Annotated in this window: 17 protein-coding genes and 6 tRNA genes; 15 read left to right on the top strand and 8 right to left on the bottom strand. The window is 41.8% G+C overall.

What is annotated here, in order from left to right:
* Positions 1-50: 50 nt before the first annotated feature.
* Positions 51-1,766: a proline--tRNA ligase gene (locus EC846_RS17340; RefSeq protein WP_123775887.1), complete on the bottom strand. Its 1,716-nt coding sequence runs from the start codon at positions 1,764-1,766 to the stop codon at positions 51-53.
* 215 nt (positions 1,767-1,981) lie between these two features.
* Positions 1,982-2,626, bottom strand: a complete 645-nt coding sequence (locus tag EC846_RS17335; RefSeq protein WP_123775886.1) for a hypothetical protein — start codon at positions 2,624-2,626, stop codon at positions 1,982-1,984.
* 278 nt (positions 2,627-2,904) lie between these two features.
* Between EC846_RS17335 and pilG the strand changes: the two genes are divergently transcribed.
* The 6 genes from pilG (at position 2,905) to EC846_RS17305 (ending at position 12,086) form a co-directional block, all read left to right on the top strand.
* Complete coding sequence (gene pilG / locus EC846_RS17330) at positions 2,905-3,288, top strand: twitching motility response regulator PilG (protein ID WP_004652356.1); 384 nt, start codon at positions 2,905-2,907, stop codon at positions 3,286-3,288.
* A gap of 20 nt (positions 3,289-3,308) precedes the next feature.
* Positions 3,309-3,671, top strand: a complete 363-nt coding sequence (locus EC846_RS17325) for a response regulator (RefSeq protein ID WP_004775365.1) — start codon at positions 3,309-3,311, stop codon at positions 3,669-3,671.
* Between the two features lie 44 nt (positions 3,672-3,715).
* Positions 3,716-4,252: a chemotaxis protein CheW gene (locus tag EC846_RS17320; RefSeq protein WP_004775363.1), complete on the top strand. Its 537-nt coding sequence runs from the start codon at positions 3,716-3,718 to the stop codon at positions 4,250-4,252.
* Between the two features lie 47 nt (positions 4,253-4,299).
* Positions 4,300-6,381, top strand: a complete 2,082-nt coding sequence (locus tag EC846_RS17315; protein WP_123775885.1) for a methyl-accepting chemotaxis protein — start codon at positions 4,300-4,302, stop codon at positions 6,379-6,381.
* A gap of 152 nt (positions 6,382-6,533) precedes the next feature.
* On the top strand, positions 6,534-11,618 hold the full coding sequence (locus EC846_RS17310; protein ID WP_123775884.1) for an Hpt domain-containing protein: 5,085 nt from the start codon (positions 6,534-6,536) through the stop codon (positions 11,616-11,618).
* Positions 11,619-11,630: 12 nt separating this feature from the next.
* Positions 11,631-12,086: a hypothetical protein gene (locus tag EC846_RS17305; RefSeq protein WP_005259357.1), complete on the top strand. Its 456-nt coding sequence runs from the start codon at positions 11,631-11,633 to the stop codon at positions 12,084-12,086.
* A 48-nt stretch (positions 12,087-12,134) separates the two neighbouring features.
* Here EC846_RS17305 and dapE read toward each other — a convergent pair whose 3' ends face one another.
* The 3 genes from dapE to EC846_RS17290 form a co-directional block, all read right to left on the bottom strand.
* The gene (dapE, locus tag EC846_RS17300; RefSeq protein WP_005259356.1) at positions 12,135-13,268 is read right to left on the bottom strand and encodes a succinyl-diaminopimelate desuccinylase; all 1,134 of its coding nucleotides are present in this window, start codon (positions 13,266-13,268) and stop codon (positions 12,135-12,137) included.
* Between the two features lie 124 nt (positions 13,269-13,392).
* Positions 13,393-13,536, bottom strand: a complete 144-nt coding sequence (locus EC846_RS17295; protein ID WP_165569309.1) for an entericidin A/B family lipoprotein — start codon at positions 13,534-13,536, stop codon at positions 13,393-13,395.
* A 120-nt stretch (positions 13,537-13,656) separates the two neighbouring features.
* On the bottom strand, positions 13,657-14,517 hold the full coding sequence (locus tag EC846_RS17290; protein ID WP_123775883.1) for a DUF1853 family protein: 861 nt from the start codon (positions 14,515-14,517) through the stop codon (positions 13,657-13,659).
* A 100-nt stretch (positions 14,518-14,617) separates the two neighbouring features.
* Here EC846_RS17290 and EC846_RS17285 point away from each other — a divergent pair, with 100 nt between their 5' ends.
* The 9 genes from EC846_RS17285 to EC846_RS17245 all read left to right on the top strand — a co-directional run bounded on the left by EC846_RS17285 (position 14,618) and on the right by EC846_RS17245 (position 17,297).
* The gene (locus EC846_RS17285; RefSeq protein ID WP_004775350.1) at positions 14,618-14,983 is read left to right on the top strand and encodes a YbaN family protein; all 366 of its coding nucleotides are present in this window, start codon (positions 14,618-14,620) and stop codon (positions 14,981-14,983) included.
* A 265-nt stretch (positions 14,984-15,248) separates the two neighbouring features.
* Positions 15,249-15,752, top strand: a complete 504-nt coding sequence (elsL, locus tag EC846_RS17280; protein ID WP_069578852.1) for a cell wall-recycling L,D-carboxypeptidase ElsL — start codon at positions 15,249-15,251, stop codon at positions 15,750-15,752.
* 169 nt (positions 15,753-15,921) lie between these two features.
* Positions 15,922-15,997: transfer RNA gene (locus EC846_RS17275), tRNA-Val, on the top strand.
* A 23-nt stretch (positions 15,998-16,020) separates the two neighbouring features.
* Positions 16,021-16,097: transfer RNA gene (locus tag EC846_RS17270), tRNA-Asp, on the top strand.
* A 43-nt stretch (positions 16,098-16,140) separates the two neighbouring features.
* A tRNA-Asp gene (locus EC846_RS17265) sits at positions 16,141-16,217 on the top strand.
* A 101-nt stretch (positions 16,218-16,318) separates the two neighbouring features.
* A tRNA-Val gene (locus EC846_RS17260) sits at positions 16,319-16,394 on the top strand.
* A gap of 39 nt (positions 16,395-16,433) precedes the next feature.
* Positions 16,434-16,510 (top strand) — tRNA-Asp (locus tag EC846_RS17255).
* Positions 16,511-16,649: 139 nt separating this feature from the next.
* Positions 16,650-16,725: transfer RNA gene (locus tag EC846_RS17250), tRNA-Val, on the top strand.
* 89 nt (positions 16,726-16,814) lie between these two features.
* Positions 16,815-17,297 (top strand): DUF2750 domain-containing protein, encoded by a 483-nt coding sequence (locus EC846_RS17245; RefSeq protein ID WP_004775348.1) that lies wholly within the window; start codon positions 16,815-16,817, stop codon positions 17,295-17,297.
* Between the two features lie 20 nt (positions 17,298-17,317).
* On the opposite strand, the gene EC846_RS17240 is transcribed toward EC846_RS17245, so the two are convergent.
* The 3 genes from EC846_RS17240 to EC846_RS17230 all read right to left on the bottom strand — a co-directional run bounded on the left by EC846_RS17240 (position 17,318) and on the right by EC846_RS17230 (position 21,519).
* A complete protein-coding gene (locus tag EC846_RS17240) occupies positions 17,318-18,103 on the bottom strand; it encodes a YdcF family protein (protein ID WP_123775882.1) in 786 nt (261 codons plus the stop codon).
* A 128-nt stretch (positions 18,104-18,231) separates the two neighbouring features.
* The gene (locus EC846_RS17235; protein ID WP_123775881.1) at positions 18,232-20,775 is read right to left on the bottom strand and encodes a PepSY domain-containing protein; all 2,544 of its coding nucleotides are present in this window, start codon (positions 20,773-20,775) and stop codon (positions 18,232-18,234) included.
* A gap of 159 nt (positions 20,776-20,934) precedes the next feature.
* Positions 20,935-21,519, bottom strand: a complete 585-nt coding sequence (locus EC846_RS17230; RefSeq protein WP_005259343.1) for a YcxB family protein — start codon at positions 21,517-21,519, stop codon at positions 20,935-20,937.
* Positions 21,520-21,525: the final 6 nt, after the last annotated feature.

Raw genomic sequence — 21,525 nt, 5'->3', positions numbered from 1 at the left:
CATAAAAAAGCCGTTTAAATTAAACGGCTTTTTTACATCTGTTGGTCAGATTAACGGACAAGTTTTGCCATTAATTCTTCTTTATTCAGATTGCTTGCTTCTGCATCGCGACGGCCTTTGTATTCAAAAGTGCCTGCATCCAGACCTTTTTCACCAATCACGATACGATGTGGAATCCCCATCAATTCAAGATCAGAGAATTTCACCCCCGGACGTTCATTACGGTCATCCAGTAACACGTCGTAGCCTTGTGCTTGCAGTTCTGCATAAAGCGCTTCAGCTGCTTCGAGTGTACGCGGTGACTTGTGTGCATTCATCGGTACGATTGCCACTTCAAAAGGTGCAATCGCTTGTGGCCAGATAATACCTTTGTCATCGAAGTTTTGTTCAATAGCAGCCGCCACTACACGTGTTACACCAATTCCATAACAACCCATTGTCACGGTTAATGGCTTACCATCTTCACCTAATACTTTACAGTTTAAGGCTTCTGAATATTTGGTTCCTAACTGGAAGATATGACCGACTTCAATACCACGTTTGATTTGAAGTGTGCCTTTACCATCTGGAGATGGATCGCCTTCGACGACATTACGTAAGTCAAAGACTTCTGTGAATTTGGCATCACGATCCCAGTTTACACCAGTCGCATGTTTGTCCACTTCATTGGCACCAGCAACAAAGTCAGCCAATACCGATGCTGCACGATCTACGATAACTGTTAAGCCTTTTTCAACCAGACCTTGTGGGCCACAGAAACCAGCAGTCAAACCATGTTCTTGTAACTGTGCTTCAGTTGCAAAAGTCAACGGTGCAGCAATTAATGGATGTTTTTCAGCTTTAATATCATTCAGCTCATGGTCACCACGTAAGAACAAAGCAACCACTGGCGTATTGCCTTTTTCATCCGTTGGGCCTTGCACCAATAATGCTTTGACCGATTGCTTTGCATCTGCATTCAGGAACTGGCAGACATCTGCAATGGTTTTCTGATTTGGTGTGTCGACAAGCGTATAAGCTTGAGTCGCGGCAGCACGTTCACATACTAGAACTGCTTCAGCCATTTCAACATTGGCTGCATAATCAGATTCAGTCGAGAATGCGATATCGTCTTCACCACTGGCTGCAAGTACATGGAACTCATGTGAAGCTGAACCACCGATTGAACCTGTATCTGCCTGTACTGGACGGAAATCCAGACCTAAGCGGGTAAAGATACGGCTATAGGTGTCATACATCACATCATAGGTTTCTTGTAATGATGCCTGATCTGTATGGAATGAATACGCATCTTTCATGATGAATTCACGAGAGCGCATCACCCCAAAACGTGGACGAATTTCGTCACGGAATTTGGTTTGGATCTGATAAAAATTCAGGGGTAATTGCTTATAACTTTTCAGCTCATTACGTGCCAAATCGGTAATTACTTCTTCGTGGGTTGGACCCAATACGAATGGATTATCATGACGATCTTTAAAACGTAATAATTCTGGGCCGTATTGTTCAAAACGACCTGATTCTTCCCAAAGTGCAGCAGGTTGCGTTACAGGCATAAAGACTTCTAATGCACCTGAACGGTTCATTTCTTCACGCACAATCGCATCTACTTTCTTTAAAACGCGCGTTCCCATGGGCAACCAAGAGTATAAGCCTGAAGCTAATTTACGAATCATCCCCGCACGTAACATGAGCTGGTGTGAAATGACCTCAGCATCATTTGGGGTTTCTCTTAACGTTGCAAATAAAAAGCGGCTTGCGCGCATGGAAACTGTCCTAAAGTTAAGTGTTATTTAAAAGATGCTACAACAAGGAGCAAAAATAATAGGCTCACTTTGAGCTGTTGGCATTATGACATGAATCATTCAATTTAGCGCAGTATAAACCACTGCAATGTATTTAAATGTTGAAAATGTAGAGTCATTTAGATGAGATAAAAGCACAATTGGCACTGTAATTTCTTACTTTTAATGGCTGCGTTTTACTCCAGTGTCTTTAAACGGCTAATGATATCGGCATATTCAATTTCTGTTTTATGGTAGGCATTGCGCAGGCTTTCAACGGTTTTTTTGACGTTCTCAATATTCTTGGAATTATTTTCCAGATTGCTTTTTAATTGGGCTGGCAGCATTTCACCTTTACGATGGTAATCCATTTCCTGACGCTTAAAAGCAATCTTGTCTTTTTGCAGTTGCTGCAATTGCTCCTGTTGATAATTCAGCTGCTTCTTTAAATTCGCTAAAATCTGATCACGTTTGGCGGTGGCGATCTGTGTATTGCCATAAGCGCGTTTTAATCTTAGATCCTGTTCCCGACGACGGGCAACAGATTCACGTTGAGCAGATTGTTGCGCATCAGCGGTAGCGTTATAAGGTCGATTGCGCTTAATCACCTGCATATTGCGGTCAAGCGCTTCATAACCATAACGGATGTGTTCAGGGGTGACCGAGGTGCTGACATTGGCAACGCCGTTCTTGTCATAATAGCGGTACCAAGTGGCTTTGGTGGGTTCCACTACGGCAAAAGTTGAGCTTGCAACAAAAAATAGAAAAAATGAGCAGATGTAAGTACGCGTAATCGTTGTAAAGTGACGAATGCGGAAACCGCACTTTAACGAACCAGCCATTACATTCCCCGGAAAAAGTTAATTAAATCACTTATTTTTAAATAATAATCAGTTGTATATTAGTGCTAATTTATACATTTAAAAATACTTATTAGGCAAAAAAATTAGGAATTTAATTAAAAGTGTGATCTGCTTAGGATTGTTTAGAGAAACTGATAGGTTGGTTCAAAAAACTTCATTGATAATGCAAGTAAAGATATGTTAAAAATATCAACTGATCTGTATAAAACAAATTAAACCAACCATAATTTGTATTGAGTATTGGGGCAGGACAATAAATGGAAGATAAATTTCAAAATTTAAAGGTGATGGTGATTGACGATTCTAAAACGATTCGTCGTACAGCTGAAACGTTATTGCAACGTGAAGGCTGTGAAGTCATTACTGCGGTTGATGGCTTTGAAGCATTATCAAAAATTGCAGAAGCTAATCCGGATATCGTTTTTGTTGACATCATGATGCCTCGTTTAGATGGATACCAAACCTGTGCATTAATTAAAAACTCTCTAAATTATCAGAATATTCCAGTCATTATGTTGTCAAGCAAAGACGGTTTGTTTGATCAGGCGAAAGGCCGTGTCGTGGGTTCGGATGAGTATTTAACTAAGCCATTCAGTAAAGATGAGTTGTTAAACGCGATTCGCAACCACGTTAGCGCATAAAATTAAAGATTGAGGAAAAAATGGCTCGCATACTTATTGTAGATGATTCACCTACTGAAACTTTTCGCTTTAGAGAAATTTTAACAAAGCACGGTTATGACGTAATTGAAGCAACCAATGGCGCAGATGGGGTGACCTTGGCACAAGCAGAATTACCTGATTTAGTGCTTATGGATGTGGTTATGCCAGGGATGAATGGCTTTCAGGCAACCCGTCAAATCAGTAAAGGTAAAGACACCCAACATATTCCTGTTGTGATCGTCAGTACCAAAGATCAGGCAACTGACCGTGTTTGGGGTAAACGTCAGGGTGCTTGTGATTATTTGACCAAGCCTGTAGATGAACAACAACTTATTGATGTGATTAAACAATTATTAAGTTAATTCGCTCAATGTGAGCCTTCTCATTATTCAATACGGGATAGGGTATGGCAGCAAATGGATTTATCGAGTTGCTTCGTTTATCCAAGCGAGGCAATAAACAATATACTTCAACTCAAAATGAAACGAACCGTTGGTCGGGCATTGCATTTGAGATGTTGGGGCAATATTTTGTTGCGCCATTGGGGGAAATTTCTGAGGTAATTTATCCTCCGAAATATACACCGGTACCAAATACTCAGGCGTGGGTACGTGGTTTGGCAAATATTCGTGGAAGACTGCTTTCGGTTTCTGATTTAACACATTTTATTTCAGGGCAAAGAAGCCAGTTTTCTCCGACGCAAAAAGTGATTTGTATTAGCCATCAAGATCATTATGTGGGGTTGGTCGTTGATCAGGTTTTGGGGATTCAGCACTTTAATAAAAAGAGTTTTTTCTCTCAAAATAATGATCTGGATAATAAGTTAAAAGACTATTGCCAAGGTCATTTCCACCAACATAATCAACAATGGCATGTGTTCTTATTGAGCCGATTATTAAAAAATCCTCAATACATGAATGCATCAATAAAATTTATAAACTAATTTAATACGCTACGGAAGATAAAGGCGTATTTCGGGGAGAAGCTGACATGGGCTTTAAACTTAAAAAAAAGAATGGTAGTGATAGTGCGGGGCTGAAAAAGGGTGGAGCGTTTCTCGATAATATACGAACGCAACTCGATCAGTTCTCCCGTTTATTCGGTGAAACTGAGAAATCAAAACCGATTATCTATCGTGCTTTAATTGCTTTGGCCCTTGCAGTCATCCTCTTAATCTACTTGTTCGTTAGTGTACCGCGTTCAAACCAGTTAACCCGTAGTCTGGGTGAATTGCGTTTGTTATCGCAAACCATTTCACGTCAGGCGACAGAAGCGACAGCTTCGGGTAAACCTGAAGAGATGAAAAAGCTGGTTGAATCTGAAAAGCAATTTACTGAAAACCTTGAAACGGTTGAAAGTGTCTATGGTAAAGGCTCTGATGAATACAAGAAGGTGAATGAGCTTTGGGGTGGAATCTCTAAGAATATTGACCTGATTTCATCACAACAGAAAGTCATTAACCAGCTTTACGATACCAACATTGCGATTAGCGATACCATCCCTGAGATTCAGGCTGAATATAACCTGATGGTTGACCAGATGGTACGTGAAAACATGCCAAGTAGTCAGGTAATTATCACCAAGAACCAAGTGTTTATTGCTGAACGTATTTTACGTTCGATCAACTCGGTATTGGTTGGTACAGATAATTCTAGCGTTTCTGCAAATGACTTCGGTGCCGATATTGATACCTTTGGTGTGTATTTAAATGCACAGTTAAACGGTAGTTCTGAACTGGGCGTAGACCGTATTAGTTCGGCTGCTTTACGTGAGTCTGTAGACAGCATTAAATCTGACTATGACGCCGTATTGAAATCAGCGGCGGCAACGGTATTGCAAAACGCGAACCAGATCGTGCGCGTACGTCAGGCATCTTCGCAAATCTTCTCTCAATCTGATGCGCTGTTGAACTCTTTGAATGCGTTATCAAATAAAGCTGAGGGTGGTTGGGGCAATGTTATTGCAGGTATCGTGCTGATCGGTGCTTTAGGCTTGCTGGTTTTCTCTGCACTACAATTACTTGCTTTACGTAGTAACACCGATAAAGAGCGTGTAACCCGTTTACAAGACGAATATGACCGTAACCAGAATGCGATTTTACGTTTACTTGATGAAATCGCAGACTTGGCAGATGGTGACTTACGTTCTTATGCGACAGTATCTGAGGACTTTACAGGCGCAATTGCCGATTCGATTAACTTTGCGATCGATCAGTTACGTGACCTTGTCTCGCGAATCACGGATACTTCTCAAGAAGTTGCACGCTATACCCAAGATACCCAGAACATTACCAACCAGTTAGCCGAAGCTTCTGAACATCAGGCGCAAGAAATTGCGGGTGCATCCGCGGCAATGAATGAAATGGCATTGTCCATTGACCAAGTATCTGCCAACGCATCTGAATCTGCTGACGTAGCACAACGTTCGGTACAGATTGCAACCAATGGTGCGCAAGTCGTAAACCGTTCGATTGAGGGTATGGATCATATTCGTGAACAGATTCAGGAAACTTCAAAACGTATTAAGCGTTTGGGTGAATCTTCTCAAGAGATTGGTAACATCGTCTCGTTGATTAACGATATTGCCGACCAAACTAACATTCTGGCATTAAATGCAGCAATTCAGGCGTCGATGGCTGGTGAAGCAGGCCGTGGTTTCGCGGTCGTAGCCGATGAAGTACAGCGTCTTGCAGAACGTTCTGCATCAGCAACCAAACAGATTGAAAGTCTGGTTAAAACCATTCAAACGGATACCAACGAAGCTGTAATCTCAATGGAACAAACCACTTCCGAGGTTGTTCGTGGTGCGAATCTGGCAAAGGATGCAGGTATTGCACTGGATGAGATTCAAACAGTATCGGGTGACTTGGCGAAACTGATTGCAAGCATTTCGGATGCAGCAAAACTTCAGTCTGCTTCTGCAAGTCATATTGCAACCACGATGAATGTTGTACAGGAAATTACGTCACAAACGACAACAGCAACGTTTGATACAGCACGCTCAGTTTCTGAGTTGGCAAATATGGCTGAATCGTTACGTGAATCAGTAACTGACTTTAAGTTACCTGAGTAAAACGAATTGGAAAGGCAGATGGGGGTGTCTGTCTTTCCATTTTAGATGTGTTGGATATCTCAACAAGGTGATGGCGAAGTGGAACTACATCTTGTGTGATAGATAGACGTAATTTTTACCCACATTGGTGGATAAAAACGAAAGAAGCAGCTATGAAACAAATATTAAAAACGTTAGTTGAAACGATGACGCTTCCTGAAGACAGTTATCTTGAACAAGATGCAGAGATTCTTGAGATTTTTATTGAAGAATTAGATGAGATCTTTGTTGAGTTAGAGCCATTACTTGTTCAATGGAAAGAACAACCACATCAACAGAATGTGCTGACCGATATTCGCCGTCATTTCCATACTTTAAAAGGTTCTGGAAGAATGGTCGGCGCGAAGTCTTCAGGTGAGCTGGCATGGACAGTCGAAGATACTTTAAATCGTGTGATTGCGGGCACAATTACTTTGAATGCTGATATTCAGCGTTATGTACAGTCGGTTTTTAATCTTTATCGCTTTAAACTTGCGCATGACTTTAAGGCAGTTCAGGCCCATCAAGTCGACTTAAAGCCATTGGTTTTATTAGGACAACAATTACAACAGCAACAAAGTCCTGAGCCTGCGCTAGCAGAGCTTTTAAATCTTGCCGTTGATCTTAATCATGACGAGGTCTTGACTGGCCTTGAGCTAGTTGATGATGTTGTCGTTGAAACGGATGCACAGGAACAAGCACCACAGCAAGTTGAGCCTGTATCTGAGCTTGAATTGGCGACGCCGTTTGAGGATGAGGCATTGGCCAAAGAAACTCTGGCCATTTTCCAAGAAGAAGCAGAAGAACATCTGGCGACCATCAATCAGTTCTTACAAAATGATCGTCCAAGCAATGATCAATACAATACCTTAATTCGTGCGTTGCATACCTTGCGTGGCAGTTCTGCAATGGCGCATGTCGATCATGTCTTTGAAGCCAGTTCAAAAGTTGAAAATCTGTTTAAAACATTATTACAGGAAGAACTGGACTCAAGTTCAGATGAAACGGCTTTACTGACGCATTATGCACAGTTTGTCGGTGATTATTTACATACCTTGAAGCATGAAAGTACTCAACAAAGGTTCAATGAAATTTATGAGACCTTTAATGTTGCTTGGGACAGCTATGACTTCCAGTTAGAAGAAAAGAATGGTGAAGCAATACGTCCACAAGGTCTGGTATCTCAATTAATTGAATTGGAAATTAATGACTTACTGGATGTTGAATTTGATTTCGAGAAGCGTGCGCGCCATGAGTTCCCGCAATATATCCAGTTACTGAGTCAACAGGCCGAAATCCTGTTACAGCATACGCATCATCATGCAACGATTGGTATGTATCAGTACACCAGTTTATTGCGTTCAAGCTATCAAGATCTTATTTTTAAACCAAGCTTACTCAATCTTGATTATGCCTTTGAACTTTACCATCAAGTTCATCAACAGTTTATCCAGTTATTTGATACCTTGGCAGCCGGCCAGCGTGTCACTTTAACCAAAGCACATGAACGTGTCTTAAATGAATTAAGCTCATTTACTCAGCAAAATGTTGAGTCTGTGCAGCAAGAAGCTGTGGATGTCGAGACCCATACAGTTGAAGAAACTTTGGCGGTTGAACCACAAGCAACTTCAAGCGCTGTGACTGACTTAGCTGCCCAATTTGCACTGGATAAGCAACAGTTAGATTCGGATGAAGCGAACCGTGATTTTGATCCAGACTTGCTCGATATTTTCCTTGAAGAAGCAGATGAACTGCTTGCAGGGATTGATACTGATCTCAATACATGGGCGGCGGATGATAAAAATATTGATGCTTTAAAGAATCTGATGCGTTATTTGCATACTTTAAAAGGTGGCGCAAATATGATTCAGGCACGTCATATTGGCCTGATTTCGCATGAGCTCGAAACAATTTATGAAAAGTTGATTAACCAGCAAATTCAAGCAACGCCTGCACTCATTGCTGTGATTCGTGCTGTACAGGATGATATTGCTGATCGTATCCAAATTATTCGTGATCAGCATGTCGATTATCCAGCAACGCATGCTTTGGCCGTTCTCCATAATTTGGAAAAAACCACGGTTACAGCTCCGCAAGTTGATGTTACTTTCGCTACGCCACAACCTGTCCTTGAGACGGTTGAAACACAGACCAATGAGAGCGCTGTTGAGACAAGTAACTCGGGAATTGCAACCCCAGCCAATGCAACTGTCGATGTAACTGCGTTTGCAGCACAACTGGCACTGGATAAGCAACAATTACAATCAGCAGAGTCAAATCGTGACTTTGATCCAGACTTGTTGGATATTTTCCTTGAAGAAGCCGATGAACTGCTTGCAGGGATTGATACTGACTTAAGCACATGGACCGCCGATCATCAGAATTTGGATGCTCTAAAAAATCTGATGCGTTATTTGCACACCTTAAAAGGTGGTGCAAATATGATTCAGGCGCGTCATATTGGTTTGATTGCGCATGAGCTGGAAACCATCTATGAAAAACTGATTAATCAGCAAATTCAGGCGACTCCACACTTGGTTGCAATTATTCGTTTAGTTCAGGACGATATTGCAGACCGCATTCAGACCATTCGCGATCAGCAAACAGATTATCCATCAACGCATGTGGTGCAGTTACTTCAACAGGCAGACCAAACGGTTGCTCCTGTAACGCTTGAGCCAGTGATTGAGGGTGTAGATGCATTTGCAGCAATTGAAATAGATGTTGTTGAAGCGCAAGCCGAATTACCTGAATTCGCCGAAGTTGAACCTGTACTTGATTCACAGACGCTGACATTAGAGCCAGAAACAAGCGCGGTTGCCTCAGATGAGATACTTGATGCGACTTCTGCAACTCAAACCCTTGAGACGGTGGCAGAGCCATTGGACGATGATGTTCGTTCGCTGGTCGAGCAGACTTTCCTCGAGGAAGCAGAAGAGCTGCTGGAACAGGCACAAAGCTTATTGAAGCAATGGTTTGAACAACGTGGTAATCGTAGTGTGCTGCTACAGTTACAACGTAATGCCCACAGCTTAAAAGGTGGCGCGCGCATGGCTGAAATGGATGCCATTGCTGTAATTGCCTATCATTTAGAAAATGCTTTTGAGCAGTTTGGTGTTCATCATTTCAATTCAAATGTGTATGACAACCTGCTGAATACCGCATTAGCATGGCTGCATGAGGCCATCTTTAAGCGCCAATATGCGAATTTTGATGGTTTAAAACAAAGTCTGGAGAAGATGGAGTTTGTCGATGTTTCGGCACAACTTCCTCAGAAACTTTCTGCGAGAGATATCTTCACGCCTGAATATACGATGGAGTTTGTTCAGGGCGATGGGACAGAACCGCCGTCAATGCTGGGTGAGTGGGAAACCACAGAACGTATTGAACAGAATAATGAAATGATTCGTGTCTCTGCGGATGTCATCGAGAAGATGATTGACCTGTCAGGGGAAAATGCGATCAACCGTTCGCGTATCGAGATGGACTTAGGTCAATTGGGCGGTACGCTGACGGAAATGGAGCTGGCGATCAAGCGTTTGGCGGATCAGTTACGTCGAATGGAAGGTGAGCTGGAAAGTCAGATTATTGCACGACATGGTGGAGAAGATGCGCGTTATGCCGACTTCGATCCATTAGAGATGGACCAATATTCATCTCTGAACCAGTTGTCAAAATCACTGGCCGAATCTGCTTCGGATTTGGTTGACTTCAAGACCACATTGTCTGAGAAGATTCGTGATACAGAAGGCTTGTTGCTGCAACAATCTCGTATTCAGGCTGAGATTCAAGAAAGTTTAATGCGTACTCGTCTGGTACCATTTTCACGCTTGTTACCGCGTTTACAGCGTATCGTGCGCCAAACCGCTTCAGCATTGAACCGTCCAACTGAATTGGTGGTGAACAATACTGAAGGGGAATTAGACCGTAGTATTCTTGAGCGTCTGGTTTCACCTTTTGAACATATGTTACGTAACGCGATTGACCATGGTATTGAAGATCGTGAACAGCGTTTACAAGCCAATAAACCTGAAACTGGGCACATCGTCCTGAATATTGGCCGTCAAGGTACTGATGTAGTCGTGACTTTCAGTGATGATGGTAAAGGGATCGATGTTAACCGTATTAAAGAAAAAGCACTGCAAACGGGTCTAATGACGCCAGACCAGAAGCTGGAACAGGAAGAGATTTTACAATTTATCTTCCATCCTGGTTTTAGTACTGCTGCTCAGGTCACACAGATTTCTGGGCGTGGTGTAGGGCTGGATGTGGTACAAAGCGATATTAAAGCTTTGGGCGGGCATGTTAGTGTGGATTCTACATTGGGTACAGGCACCACCTTTACCATCCGAGTTCCAACAACGGTTGCAGTAAGTGATGCCTTGATGGTTAAAGCAGGCGATCAACAGTTTGCATTCCCATTGGCACAGATCGATCGTATTGTTCGTATTTCACCAATGGCACTTGAGCAATACTTTGACAGTCAGGATGACTATTTCACTATTGATCGGGAACGTTACCGTTTACGCTATCTTTCTGAGTTTGTGGCAGGACAGCCAATTCCACGTTTGAGTGGTGTGGTTCATTCTTTACCTGTGTTACTGATCAAAGGTGCACAAGGACAGACTACGGCATTACTGGTGGATCAATTGATTGGTTCGCGTGGTCAGATTGTTGTGAAACCTGTCGGGCAGCAGTTCTCTAGTATTGGTGTGATTGCGGGTGCAACGATTCTGGGTGATGGTCAGGTCTGTTTAATTCTGGATGGTCAGAATATTGCGCGACAAGCGCAGTCGACTGCGCGTAGTAAGCAGGCCGATGAGACTTATACCAAACAGCGTTATGATGAACGTCGCCTGATCATGATTGTCGATGACTCGGTTACCGTACGTAAGGTGACTTCACGTCTGTTAGAGCGCCAAGGTTATGATGTGGTCACTGCCAAAGATGGTGTTGATGCGATGGAGCAGCTCGAAACAGTAAAACCTGACCTGATGCTACTGGATATTGAAATGCCACGTATGGATGGTTTTGAGGTCACAAACCTTGTACGACACCATGAGTTGCATAAGGACTTGCCAATTATCATGATCACCTCGCGTACAGGTGAGAAACATCGTGAACGTGCATTGTCGCTTGGTGTAAGTCAATACATGGGTAAACCATTCCAGGAAGAAGCTCTTCTGGAAAATATTGAAAGTTTACTGGCTGTGCGCTAAGAGGTAGAAAAAATGGTAAAGAAAGGCGCAAACTCGGCATTGGGACAGATTGACCAGCAAGAGTTACAACATTTAATTACGGTCTCAACAGGATTTATTGATGCATACATTATTGAATGTCATCAAAAGGTTCCGATGTTGTTGCCGCAGAATATTGTCTTGTCAGCAATGGATACTCAAACCAATGTTGAACATATTGAATGGCATGATTTGAAGCTGCCTGTTTATGCGGTCAATGATCCTGAGCAAAAACAAGGTGTGGCGCTGGTTGTAGAAGGCGAGGATGTGTCACAGCGTTTTGCACTGGTTTGTAATGAAATGCCTGAGTCGATCCGTTTGCGTATTTCAGAGATTGTCGATGAAGAACGTGAAATTGATGATGATAAAGTCTTTCAATATGTGAAGATGGGGGAGAATAAGTTTTATGTCCCCAATCTGCAAAATATACAAGCTCAACTGGGACTGTAATAAAAAAGGAACTCATTTGAGTTCCTTTTTTATGTGCTCTCGCAATGTTTAAGCAAGTAGCTCTACTAAAATTTGCTCATAGATTTCAGCGAGTGGCTCTAATTCTGCGACATTGACATGCTCATTGATCTGATGAATGGTGGCATTCAATACGCCTAGCTCAAGCACCTGTGCACCTGTTGGCGCGATAAAGCGACCATCTGAGGTTCCACCGCTGGTTGATAGTACAGTGTCAACGCCAGTCACATTTTTAATTGCTGTCTTTGCTGCATTCACTAGCTCACCGACTGGAGTCAGGAAGGGTAAACCAGACAAAGTCCATTGAATGTCGTAATTAAGCTGATGTTTATCTAAAGTCTCAAGTACGCGTTGTTTCAAGATATCAGCGGTGACTTCAGTTGAATAACGGAAGTTGAAAGTTACTTTCAAGGTGCCCGGGATCACATTGGTCGCACCCGTACCTGCCTGAATATTTGAAATCTGGAATGAGGTTGCAGGGAAATATTCATTGCCATTGTCCCAAACAGTTTCACACAGCTCATTGAGCGCTTTGGATGCGGTATGAATTGGATTCTCCGCCAGATGTGGATAGGCAACATGACCTTGTTTACCATGAACAGTTAAAACGGCATTTAACGAACCACGACGACCATTCTTAACAATATCACCAAGCTGATGCGTACTTGATGGTTCACCCACCAGACACCAAGTCATTTTTTCATTACGCGCTTCTAATGTTTCAACAACTTTAACCGTACCATTAATCGATGGGCCTTCTTCATCAGAAGTGATTAAAAATGCAATTGAGCCTTTATGGTTCGGATGTTTGGCAACAAAACGTTCAGAAGCAACCACCATTGCAGCCAGCGCTGTTTTCATATCAGCAGAGCCACGACCATACAATTTACCATCGCGAATACTTGGTAAAAACGGGTCTGAATTCCATGCATCTAAATGGCCGGTCGGCACCACATCGGTATGGCCTGCAAAGCAGAATACTGGATTTTCAGTACCACGACGCGCCCATAAATTATCAACATCTTCAAAACGCATGTTTTCGATATTAAAGCCAATCTTTGCTAAGCGTTCAGCCATAATATTTTGACAATCATGATCAACAGGAGTGACAGACGGCTGACGTAGAAGTTGTAAACTAAGTTCAAGAGTATCGGAATGGTTCATGCGAGATGTAGCTAAATCTGGTGAAATATGAACCGGTATAATAGGGGAATCTGATCGAGAAAGGTATTAAAAATAAACCTTATCTAGGTCTAGATAAGGTTCGGGGATGTTTTTTCTATGAAAATTACATTTTATCCTGAGTCTTTTCAGCAGTTTGAGAGACTTTATCACCTGCTTTAGATACATCCTGACCAAAACCCTTAAATGTATTACAACCAGTTAAAACAAAAGCAGTCATGATTGAAGCAACTAAGATTTTTTTCATCATCTTCTCCGTTTAAATGTAATTATGATGTACTTAAGAGGCTAAAAAATTTACCATTAAATGAACATAAGGGTTTGATGGTAAATGTGTTATAAAATGTTATTTAGTCGAATAACAAGTAAATTAAGTTAAGCTAAACAAAAGCGAAGGTTGGCGGAACATGTAATAACTAGGCGTTGGTGTGTGGTGATAATAAAGCCCATTAGTCCACCACATAGCAGGTTGCGATGAAGCGTCCTGATCAGGACAGAGCCATTCATGTCGTTGTAAGCGATAATAGGGCGTGTTTGGTATCTGGGTTCCCCATTGACCTAAACGCCGTGAAGTATTAATCCACGAAGGTACGCTTAATTCACTTTGATCTGTAGGCATGTATAACTGACCTTTCATCACCGCAAACTTACGCTGAATTGGGTGACGATTTGCCTCGGTAAACTGGAATTGACGTTCGGTAAAATGTTTTAATTTACGCTGTAAAGTATCTTCTCTATTTAACCCAAACCATTGTGCTAGATCGAGTTTGCCTTCGCCTAAATAATATTTTAAAGCCACTTCCCAATGCTCAACTTCTTGCGTTTCCTGATTGAGCACAACAAAATCCAGCTCACCTAAGGTAATGGCACCTACAATTTTTTGAATGCTATGCCCAAGCAGTCGATAGGGATGGTAGTCATCATCCAATAACCAGAACCAGAGTAAGTTTTCAAAACGTAAGCCAAGTCGTGTGCTTTTAAGTTGAGCCAGAAAATCAATCAGCGGCTGTGGTTGCTGATCCAGTTGCTTTAAACGTGATTCATAATTTTGATAATGCGTTTGCCATTTCTGATCAGGATGTAATTCAAAATGATTTTTTATGGCGAGATCGTTTGGAATTTCAGTCAGGATATTCGGGCTGGCAATACAGAATGCCAAATGCCGTACGATTGGATTGTTAAACTGTAACCACGGCTCAAAAAAACAAGGGGTGGTAATCATTTTAGACATCAAGCCACTCAATCATTGAAATAATAGGTTAAGTTTAAGAAACCACAATAAAAACACTTTATACTAGCACGGTTGTAAACAGCTGTTGGTTAATTGCTCAATGAAAACTTTATTCTGGCGTAGCTTGGTCGTGATTTTTATTACGTTGGGAATCATTGGGGCAATTTTACCGGGCATGCCTACAACCGTCTTCCTGATTCTGGCTGCATGGGCGGCTTCTAAAGGCTGGCCTGAAATGGATGCATGGTTATTGAACCATCCTAAATATGGCCCGACCTTACGCAACTGGCGTGAACATGGCACAGTACCGCGTAAAGCAAAATGGATCGCCAGTATCATGATGCTGCTCAGTGGTATTTTGATGCTATTCACCAATGCGCCATTCCTCGTCAAAGTTTTTACTGATGTCACCATGTTTATCGTGGCTGTGTGGCTGTGGTTACGTCCCGAGCCTGAGCAGCGTTAAGAAAAGCAACGCTCTTGCGGAATATATTCCTCATGCATAAGACAATAACTGTTTTTAAGTAAATGCATTAAGCAACCTTTGTCTTAAATCCCATCTAAAAGATATTCGAATAACACGAACAAAGAACGCAGATCATGTCTACGACTCTATTTTATTTTCCTCGTCAGCTTTAACACCTATCACCCACTAAAACTACTGAAAAGTACAAGAAAAAGTGCTTCATCTATGTTGAAATAAATGTGTTCTATCATTTATCGAGATAATAATGACCTATACCCTTGATCAGGCAGACATCATCATAGACTTGGCACAACAAACGCTACGTTTGCCGAAACATAATAAATTCTATGTGATCTCTTCGGGCAAAAACGGTATTGGTGAACAGGAAAATAGCGGTAAGACCCCAAGAGGTTGGCATCAGGTCGCACAAAAGATTGGTGGTGATGCACCAAAACATGCCGTATTTATCGCGCGTCAACCGACTGGTGAAGTCTATGATCTGCAATTAGCTCAGCAATTTCCTCAACGAGACTGGATCTTGTCACGCATTTTATGGCTGGATGGGCTGGAAGAAGGCTTTAATCATGGGGAAGGGCACGATACCTTTAAGCGTTATATCTATATTCATGGTACACCTGACACCGAACCAATGGGTATTCCAATGTCTCATGGTTGTATTCGAATGAAAAATGATGAAATCGTCGAGCTGTTTGATCTCGTTTCTGAACAAGCGCTGGTCTATATTTCTGAACAAGCCTTAGAAAACTAAAGATGAAAATATGAATAAGTGCTTAAATAAAATACGAAAATATCGGTTTTTGCATGGAATTACTTATTTTTTAATCATTCGTTCGGTTTTTTCAGAAAAGAATGGCAAAAGCGTTTGACAGGCTGTAAAGATTCTCTATAATGCACCTCACAAACGATGAAGACGTTAAGGGCGCTTAGCTCAGTTGGTAGAGCGTCTGCCTTACAAGCAGAATGTCGGCGGTTCGATCCCGTCAGCGCCCACCAAGCCTTTACGTTAAGACTCAAGTGCAGCGGTAGTTCAGTTGGTTAGAATACCGGCCTGTCACGCCGGGGGTCGCGGGTTCGAGCCCCGTCCGCTGCGCCACTTAAGTTTTAATATTCGTTTGCCATGATTGCAAAATTATCGTGCAGCGGTAGTTCAGTTGGTTAGAATATCGGCCTGTCACGCCGAGGGTCGCGGGTTCGAGCCCCGTCCGCTGCGCCACTTTAAGATTGCAAGATTGGATAGAGTTGAGTAAATTAGAATTTATTCTTTTTATTCAAACAAATTCCTAAAGCATTGCTTTAGATTTGTTACCTTGCTCAGGGCGCTTAGCTCAGTTGGTAGAGCGTCTGCCTTACAAGCAGAATGTCGGCGGTTCGATCCCGTCAGCGCCCACCATAATTTGTGACATTTACTTCTTTATGGAAGTAATACAGTGCAGCGGTAGTTCAGTTGGTTAGAATATCGGCCTGTCACGCCGAGGGTCGCGGGTTCGAGCCCCGTCCGCTGCGCCATTCTCTTGATATCGGTTTAAGAGAATGTTAGTTTTAACAAGTATTTTTATACTTGATCTCTGATACGAGATGCCATTAGAAAAATCAAAGATTTTTCTCTTGCGCTCAGACAAAGCTTCGCTTTGTTGATCCTCGCTCAGGGCGCTTAGCTCAGTTGGTAGAGCGTCTGCCTTACAAGCAGAATGTCGGCGGTTCGATCCCGTCAGCGCCCACCATATTTCTTCCCCAATCTCATATCATTGTAATCAATACAAAGTTATTTTATGATTAGCATCAATATAATGATTCTAATATGAAGTACTTTATGAGAAATCCTTATCAACGCAAGGCTGCGTCGAAATCTCAAGCTACACCTGCCAATTCTTCGCTCAAAGACACCTATCGTCAATTTATTCAAAATATTATTATGCAACGTCACGTGATTGCGCTCTATCATGACGGCTGGGCTTTATGTTCAACACCATCGGGTCAGCATGCGTTATCTGTATGGCAAAATAAAAGCTTGGCGAAATTATTGATTAAAGACAATTGGGCCCAATACGAAATTCAGGAAGTGCCCTTATTGGCTTTTATTGAGAAGATGATTCCCTTTCTAAAAGAAAATAACACGATTTTATCTTTGGATTTAACACCTGAAGGGAATAACCTGCTGGTTACCCCTGATGCTTTATTATTAGATATTAAGAATTTTTTATACCAGATTTACTTGCAACGACCAGATGTGTTTGCTGAGTTAAAGCTTCCGTTACCTCGAGATATTCGTTTGCATAACTCAGCTTCATCATAATTTGAACAGAAAAACTTTAATCAATATTCATTCAGCAACCAGCCGCTGGCATAAGCAAAATATTCTCTTAACCATGCGTTATAGCGTGTAGCTAAAGGCGTGGTTGCACCGAGCAAGATAATATCTCGATAGCCTTGTTTCTTGGCAATTGCAGCAGCTCTTAAGGTGTGGAAATCACTGGTCACAATTGCAATCGGTTGCTGGATATTGATGTGTTGGGCTTGTAATAAAGCCTGACTGTTTTTCAGATTGAGTTCAGTACTGGTGCTTTTATCTTCCAGAATGATTTGTGACATAGGAATATTATATTGCTTCTGTAGATAACGAGACATCACCACGGCTTCGCTATCCGTTTCACCATAATCAATCCCGCCTGTCAGTACCAGTTTCGCATCTGGCTGAGCTAGGGCAACAGGAGCCGCACGGTCTAAACGTTTTGCCAGCGTCGCCGAAGGTTCTCCATTTTCTACACCGCTACCCAAAACAATAATGGCCTTTACGGGTAAAACATGTTGTGTTTTTGCATTGTTGTCAGCAAGATAATCAAAGAAATAGCCTAAGCTAATTAACCATGCCCAAAAACAGAGCCAGCCAAAACGCCAGATTGAATGCAAACGGAAGTGGTAGAAAAAGAAACGCTCAATATGATAATAGAAGTAAGAATATAGGCAGAAAAATAATCCAAGCAGGAGAGGGAGTACTGTACCAATATGAATCTTTTTAAATGCGATGAGAATAGCGCCATCTAAAAATAAAACTGAACCAATAAGGGCGAGAAAAATACGAACCCATGAACTTATTTGCATAATCTTAATCGTAGTCGATTTGAACCGTGCTAAGTGTATGCAAAATTAAAAGAAAGGCAAACTCTCCGATTGTCTTAGGAAAATAAAAAAACGAGTGACTGGCACCCGTTTTTTAGAAAAGAATAACGTTAGTAAACGTCGCGGCGATAACGACCTGCTTGTCGTAATTCATCTAGCGTTGCTTCACCGAGAATATCCGTTAAAGCTTGGTCTACACCTGAGGCCATACCTTCAATACTGCCGCAGACATAAATCACAGCGCCTTGCTGAATCCACTTCAACAGTTCCTCTGCATTGTTACGTAAAACATCCTGTACATAGATACGCTGTTGCTGATCTCTTGAAAAAGCGAGATCAAGTCGTTGTAATGTGCCCATGTTTTTCCACGCTTCAATCGTTTCCTGATAGAAGAAATCATGTTCGCGTTGGCGTTCACCAAAAATGAGCCAGTTGGTCGTGTAATTTTGTCGGTTACGCTGCTGTAAAAGGCTCATTAAACCTGCGATACCGGTACCATTACCAATACAGATAATTGGACGGTTATCATCGATTAAATGGAACGACTCATTGGTGCGGATACGTAATGCAATCGGTTGTTTAAGTGGCGCATATTCAGTTAACCATCCAGAACCTAAACCGAGCTGATTATTTTCATCACGGTTTTGACGTACCACCAGTCTTAATAGCTGTTGGGCAGGAATACTGGCAATTGAATATTCACGCGTTGGTAATGTTGGAAGCTGAGCTAATAATTCTTCTACAGTATTGAAAGGTTTAACTTCAATACGTAGATTTTTATCCCAAAGTACCTGTGCAATGGTCTGGTTAATAGATTCAACAACAGTCTCTGCTGCAATCTGGTGTTGAGCCAAAAAGTTTTGGATCTCTGTTTGGCTATTTGATGGCTGAATCTCGGCAATATCTCCCGCATGCCACGTCATATCCGAAGCTGTGGTCAGTTCAATATTGTAAGCCGCTTGGCCTACACTATTTGGGTTGAGTAAAGTGCGTTCGCTTAATGTCCATTGATCAAACACTTTTTCAATATTCATGGCATGTAATTCATGCTTGGTTACGACTGAAAGTGCTTCATTCCAGCGTTGAATATCATTGGCATTGGCGTTATCTACTTCGATGAGGTCGAAGAACGGTTGTGCCTTAGATTGTTTTAACCATGCATCAACTGCATAACCAAAGCTGCAATAACTTTCAGGATATTCTTTTGATCCAAGCGCAAGCACTGCATATTGCATGTGACTTAAATCAAGACTTTGCTGCATCAGCTTTTTGCTAAAACTTGAGGCAAGGTCTGGTGCATCACCAGTACCATAGGTACTGATCACGAATAAAACCTGTGGTGCCTGTAGCAGATCTTGTTCAGTAAGCTGTTGAATCGGTTTTACGGTGGTTGGCTGTTGTGCTTCTTGTAAGCTTGTGGCTGTACGCCACGCCAGTTGCTCTGCGACACCTGTTTGAGATGCGTAAGTAATCAGCCAAGGTTGTGCATTTGGATCAATCTGTTGAGTACCAAGAGATTGACGTGCGGCTTGAGTGAGTTTCTTTTGTTTACGACGCTTTAAATACAACATCCAGCCAGTTACGAAAAACAGTGGCATGCTCAGTGACGCTAGCATCGCAATGAATTGATAGGTCGAACCAAAGAAACTACCGCGGTGTACAGGAAGCATACTGCTCATGATTTTTTCATTGAGCTTTTTATCTTCATACAGTTCAAATTTTTCAAACTGCTTATCTTGGTAATTATAGACGGCCTGATTTCGTGCGCGCTCGTGTTGTGGGATGATATCCACAAAAGACACTTCAACTTTTGCATCATCACGCTTTGGAATATTTAAGGTCAACGTTGAATATTCACGACCAATTTGAGCATTCACACCTGTCCAAGTCTGGGTCAGGATGGTATTGACCTGCTGAGTCGATAAACCTTCTTCTTTATGCTTTCTATTTCTAGGTTCATTGTGCTGTTGGTTACGTTGTGGTTGTTCGACGCCCATGACTTTGAACATACCCGCACGCCACCAGTCATACGACCAATATAAGCCTGTGCAGGCAAATAGTAGATAGAAGATAACCACCCATGTACCGACAACGGCATGTAGATCCCAAATAAAATTACGGCCTTTTAACTTGGGTTTGATAAAGAACCATTGTTTAAAAGTATGTTTCTTTGGAAAACGTAAATAGAGTCCACTCAATACAAAGAAAATCAGCATCAGGGTAGAGGCGCCCGTAATTTGTGCACCAAACTCACCCGCAGTTAAATTTCGGTGTAAACGTTGGATAAATTGCAACGTATCACGACCTTTAATCTCGGGTAAGACTTCCGCTGTGTATGGGTTGACCATCATGTTATAGCCGCGACGCGCCCCTTCTTTTTTGATATTCACAGTGGAAGAGGCGGCGGGATCAGAAGCGATTGTAATACTGTTGATTTCGATTTCTGGTTGTTGTTGGTTGAAATGTTGATAAAGCTGGGCAGGTGTTAATTTGGGTGATTGAGCCACTTCAACAACATAGCTGTCCTGATTAATCCATTTGAGAATTTGTGGTTCATAAGAGTAAATCGCCCCCGTTACGCCCATTAAAGAGAGTATAAGCCCCGCGGTGATCCCTAAAAACCAGTGAATCTGGAAGAAAACTTTTTTAAACATGGTCAAAAAATGTAAATAGAGTGGAATTCATGTAAAAAATTATAACTCAAGAATAAGAATACATTGTGGATTTTGCAGGTAATATTGATTTTGATTCTCATTTATTTTAAGAGCAATAAAAAACCTCTCATTGCGAGAGGTTTTTGGTTCATCCGTGTCTTAAATTGATTTAGGCGCACCTACAGTTTCATTTAAGTGCTTACGAACGGTATTGAAAGAAAAGTTCTTTGAATCCATACGTTTTGGCAAAATATAAGCACCTTGCTGTTCTTCACCTTTTGGGGTTTTTACCTTGAAATTTACAAGGATAAAGTCTGGTGAGCTATACCATTCATAGATATCTTTCCAGCCAATTGTTGCTGTGCCTTCTTGCAGGCCAACTTTTTGACGCATCACGATACCATGCGGTTGTACACCTAAACGTAAACCTTTAATTTCCTGAACAGGGAATTCAGTCATTTTACGTTTGACGTACCACTCCAGACCAAATTTCTTGATCAAATAAAAAAGAACCACACTCACAATCACTACCCAGCAAATCACGGTAGAGTAGGTTGAGTAATATTTAATAAGTCCTGCTGCAACTAAAGAAAGCACAACAAGTGCAATCATAATCATCCATGCTTTGCGGCTGAATTTGTTGGTACTACGCCAAATCATAAGTTGAGCTTGACGTTGTTCAGCTTCAGAAACTTCGTAAGGAACAGGTTGTAGCGTATAAGCGTATAGCGTTTTGGCGGTCATAGTGTA

Origin of the sequence: Acinetobacter sp. BIGb0102, assembly GCF_003815055.1 — a bacterium.
GTDB classification, from domain to species: domain Bacteria; phylum Pseudomonadota; class Gammaproteobacteria; order Pseudomonadales; family Moraxellaceae; genus Acinetobacter; species Acinetobacter vivianii.
This window is presented reverse-complemented; position numbering and strand designations above follow the sequence as displayed.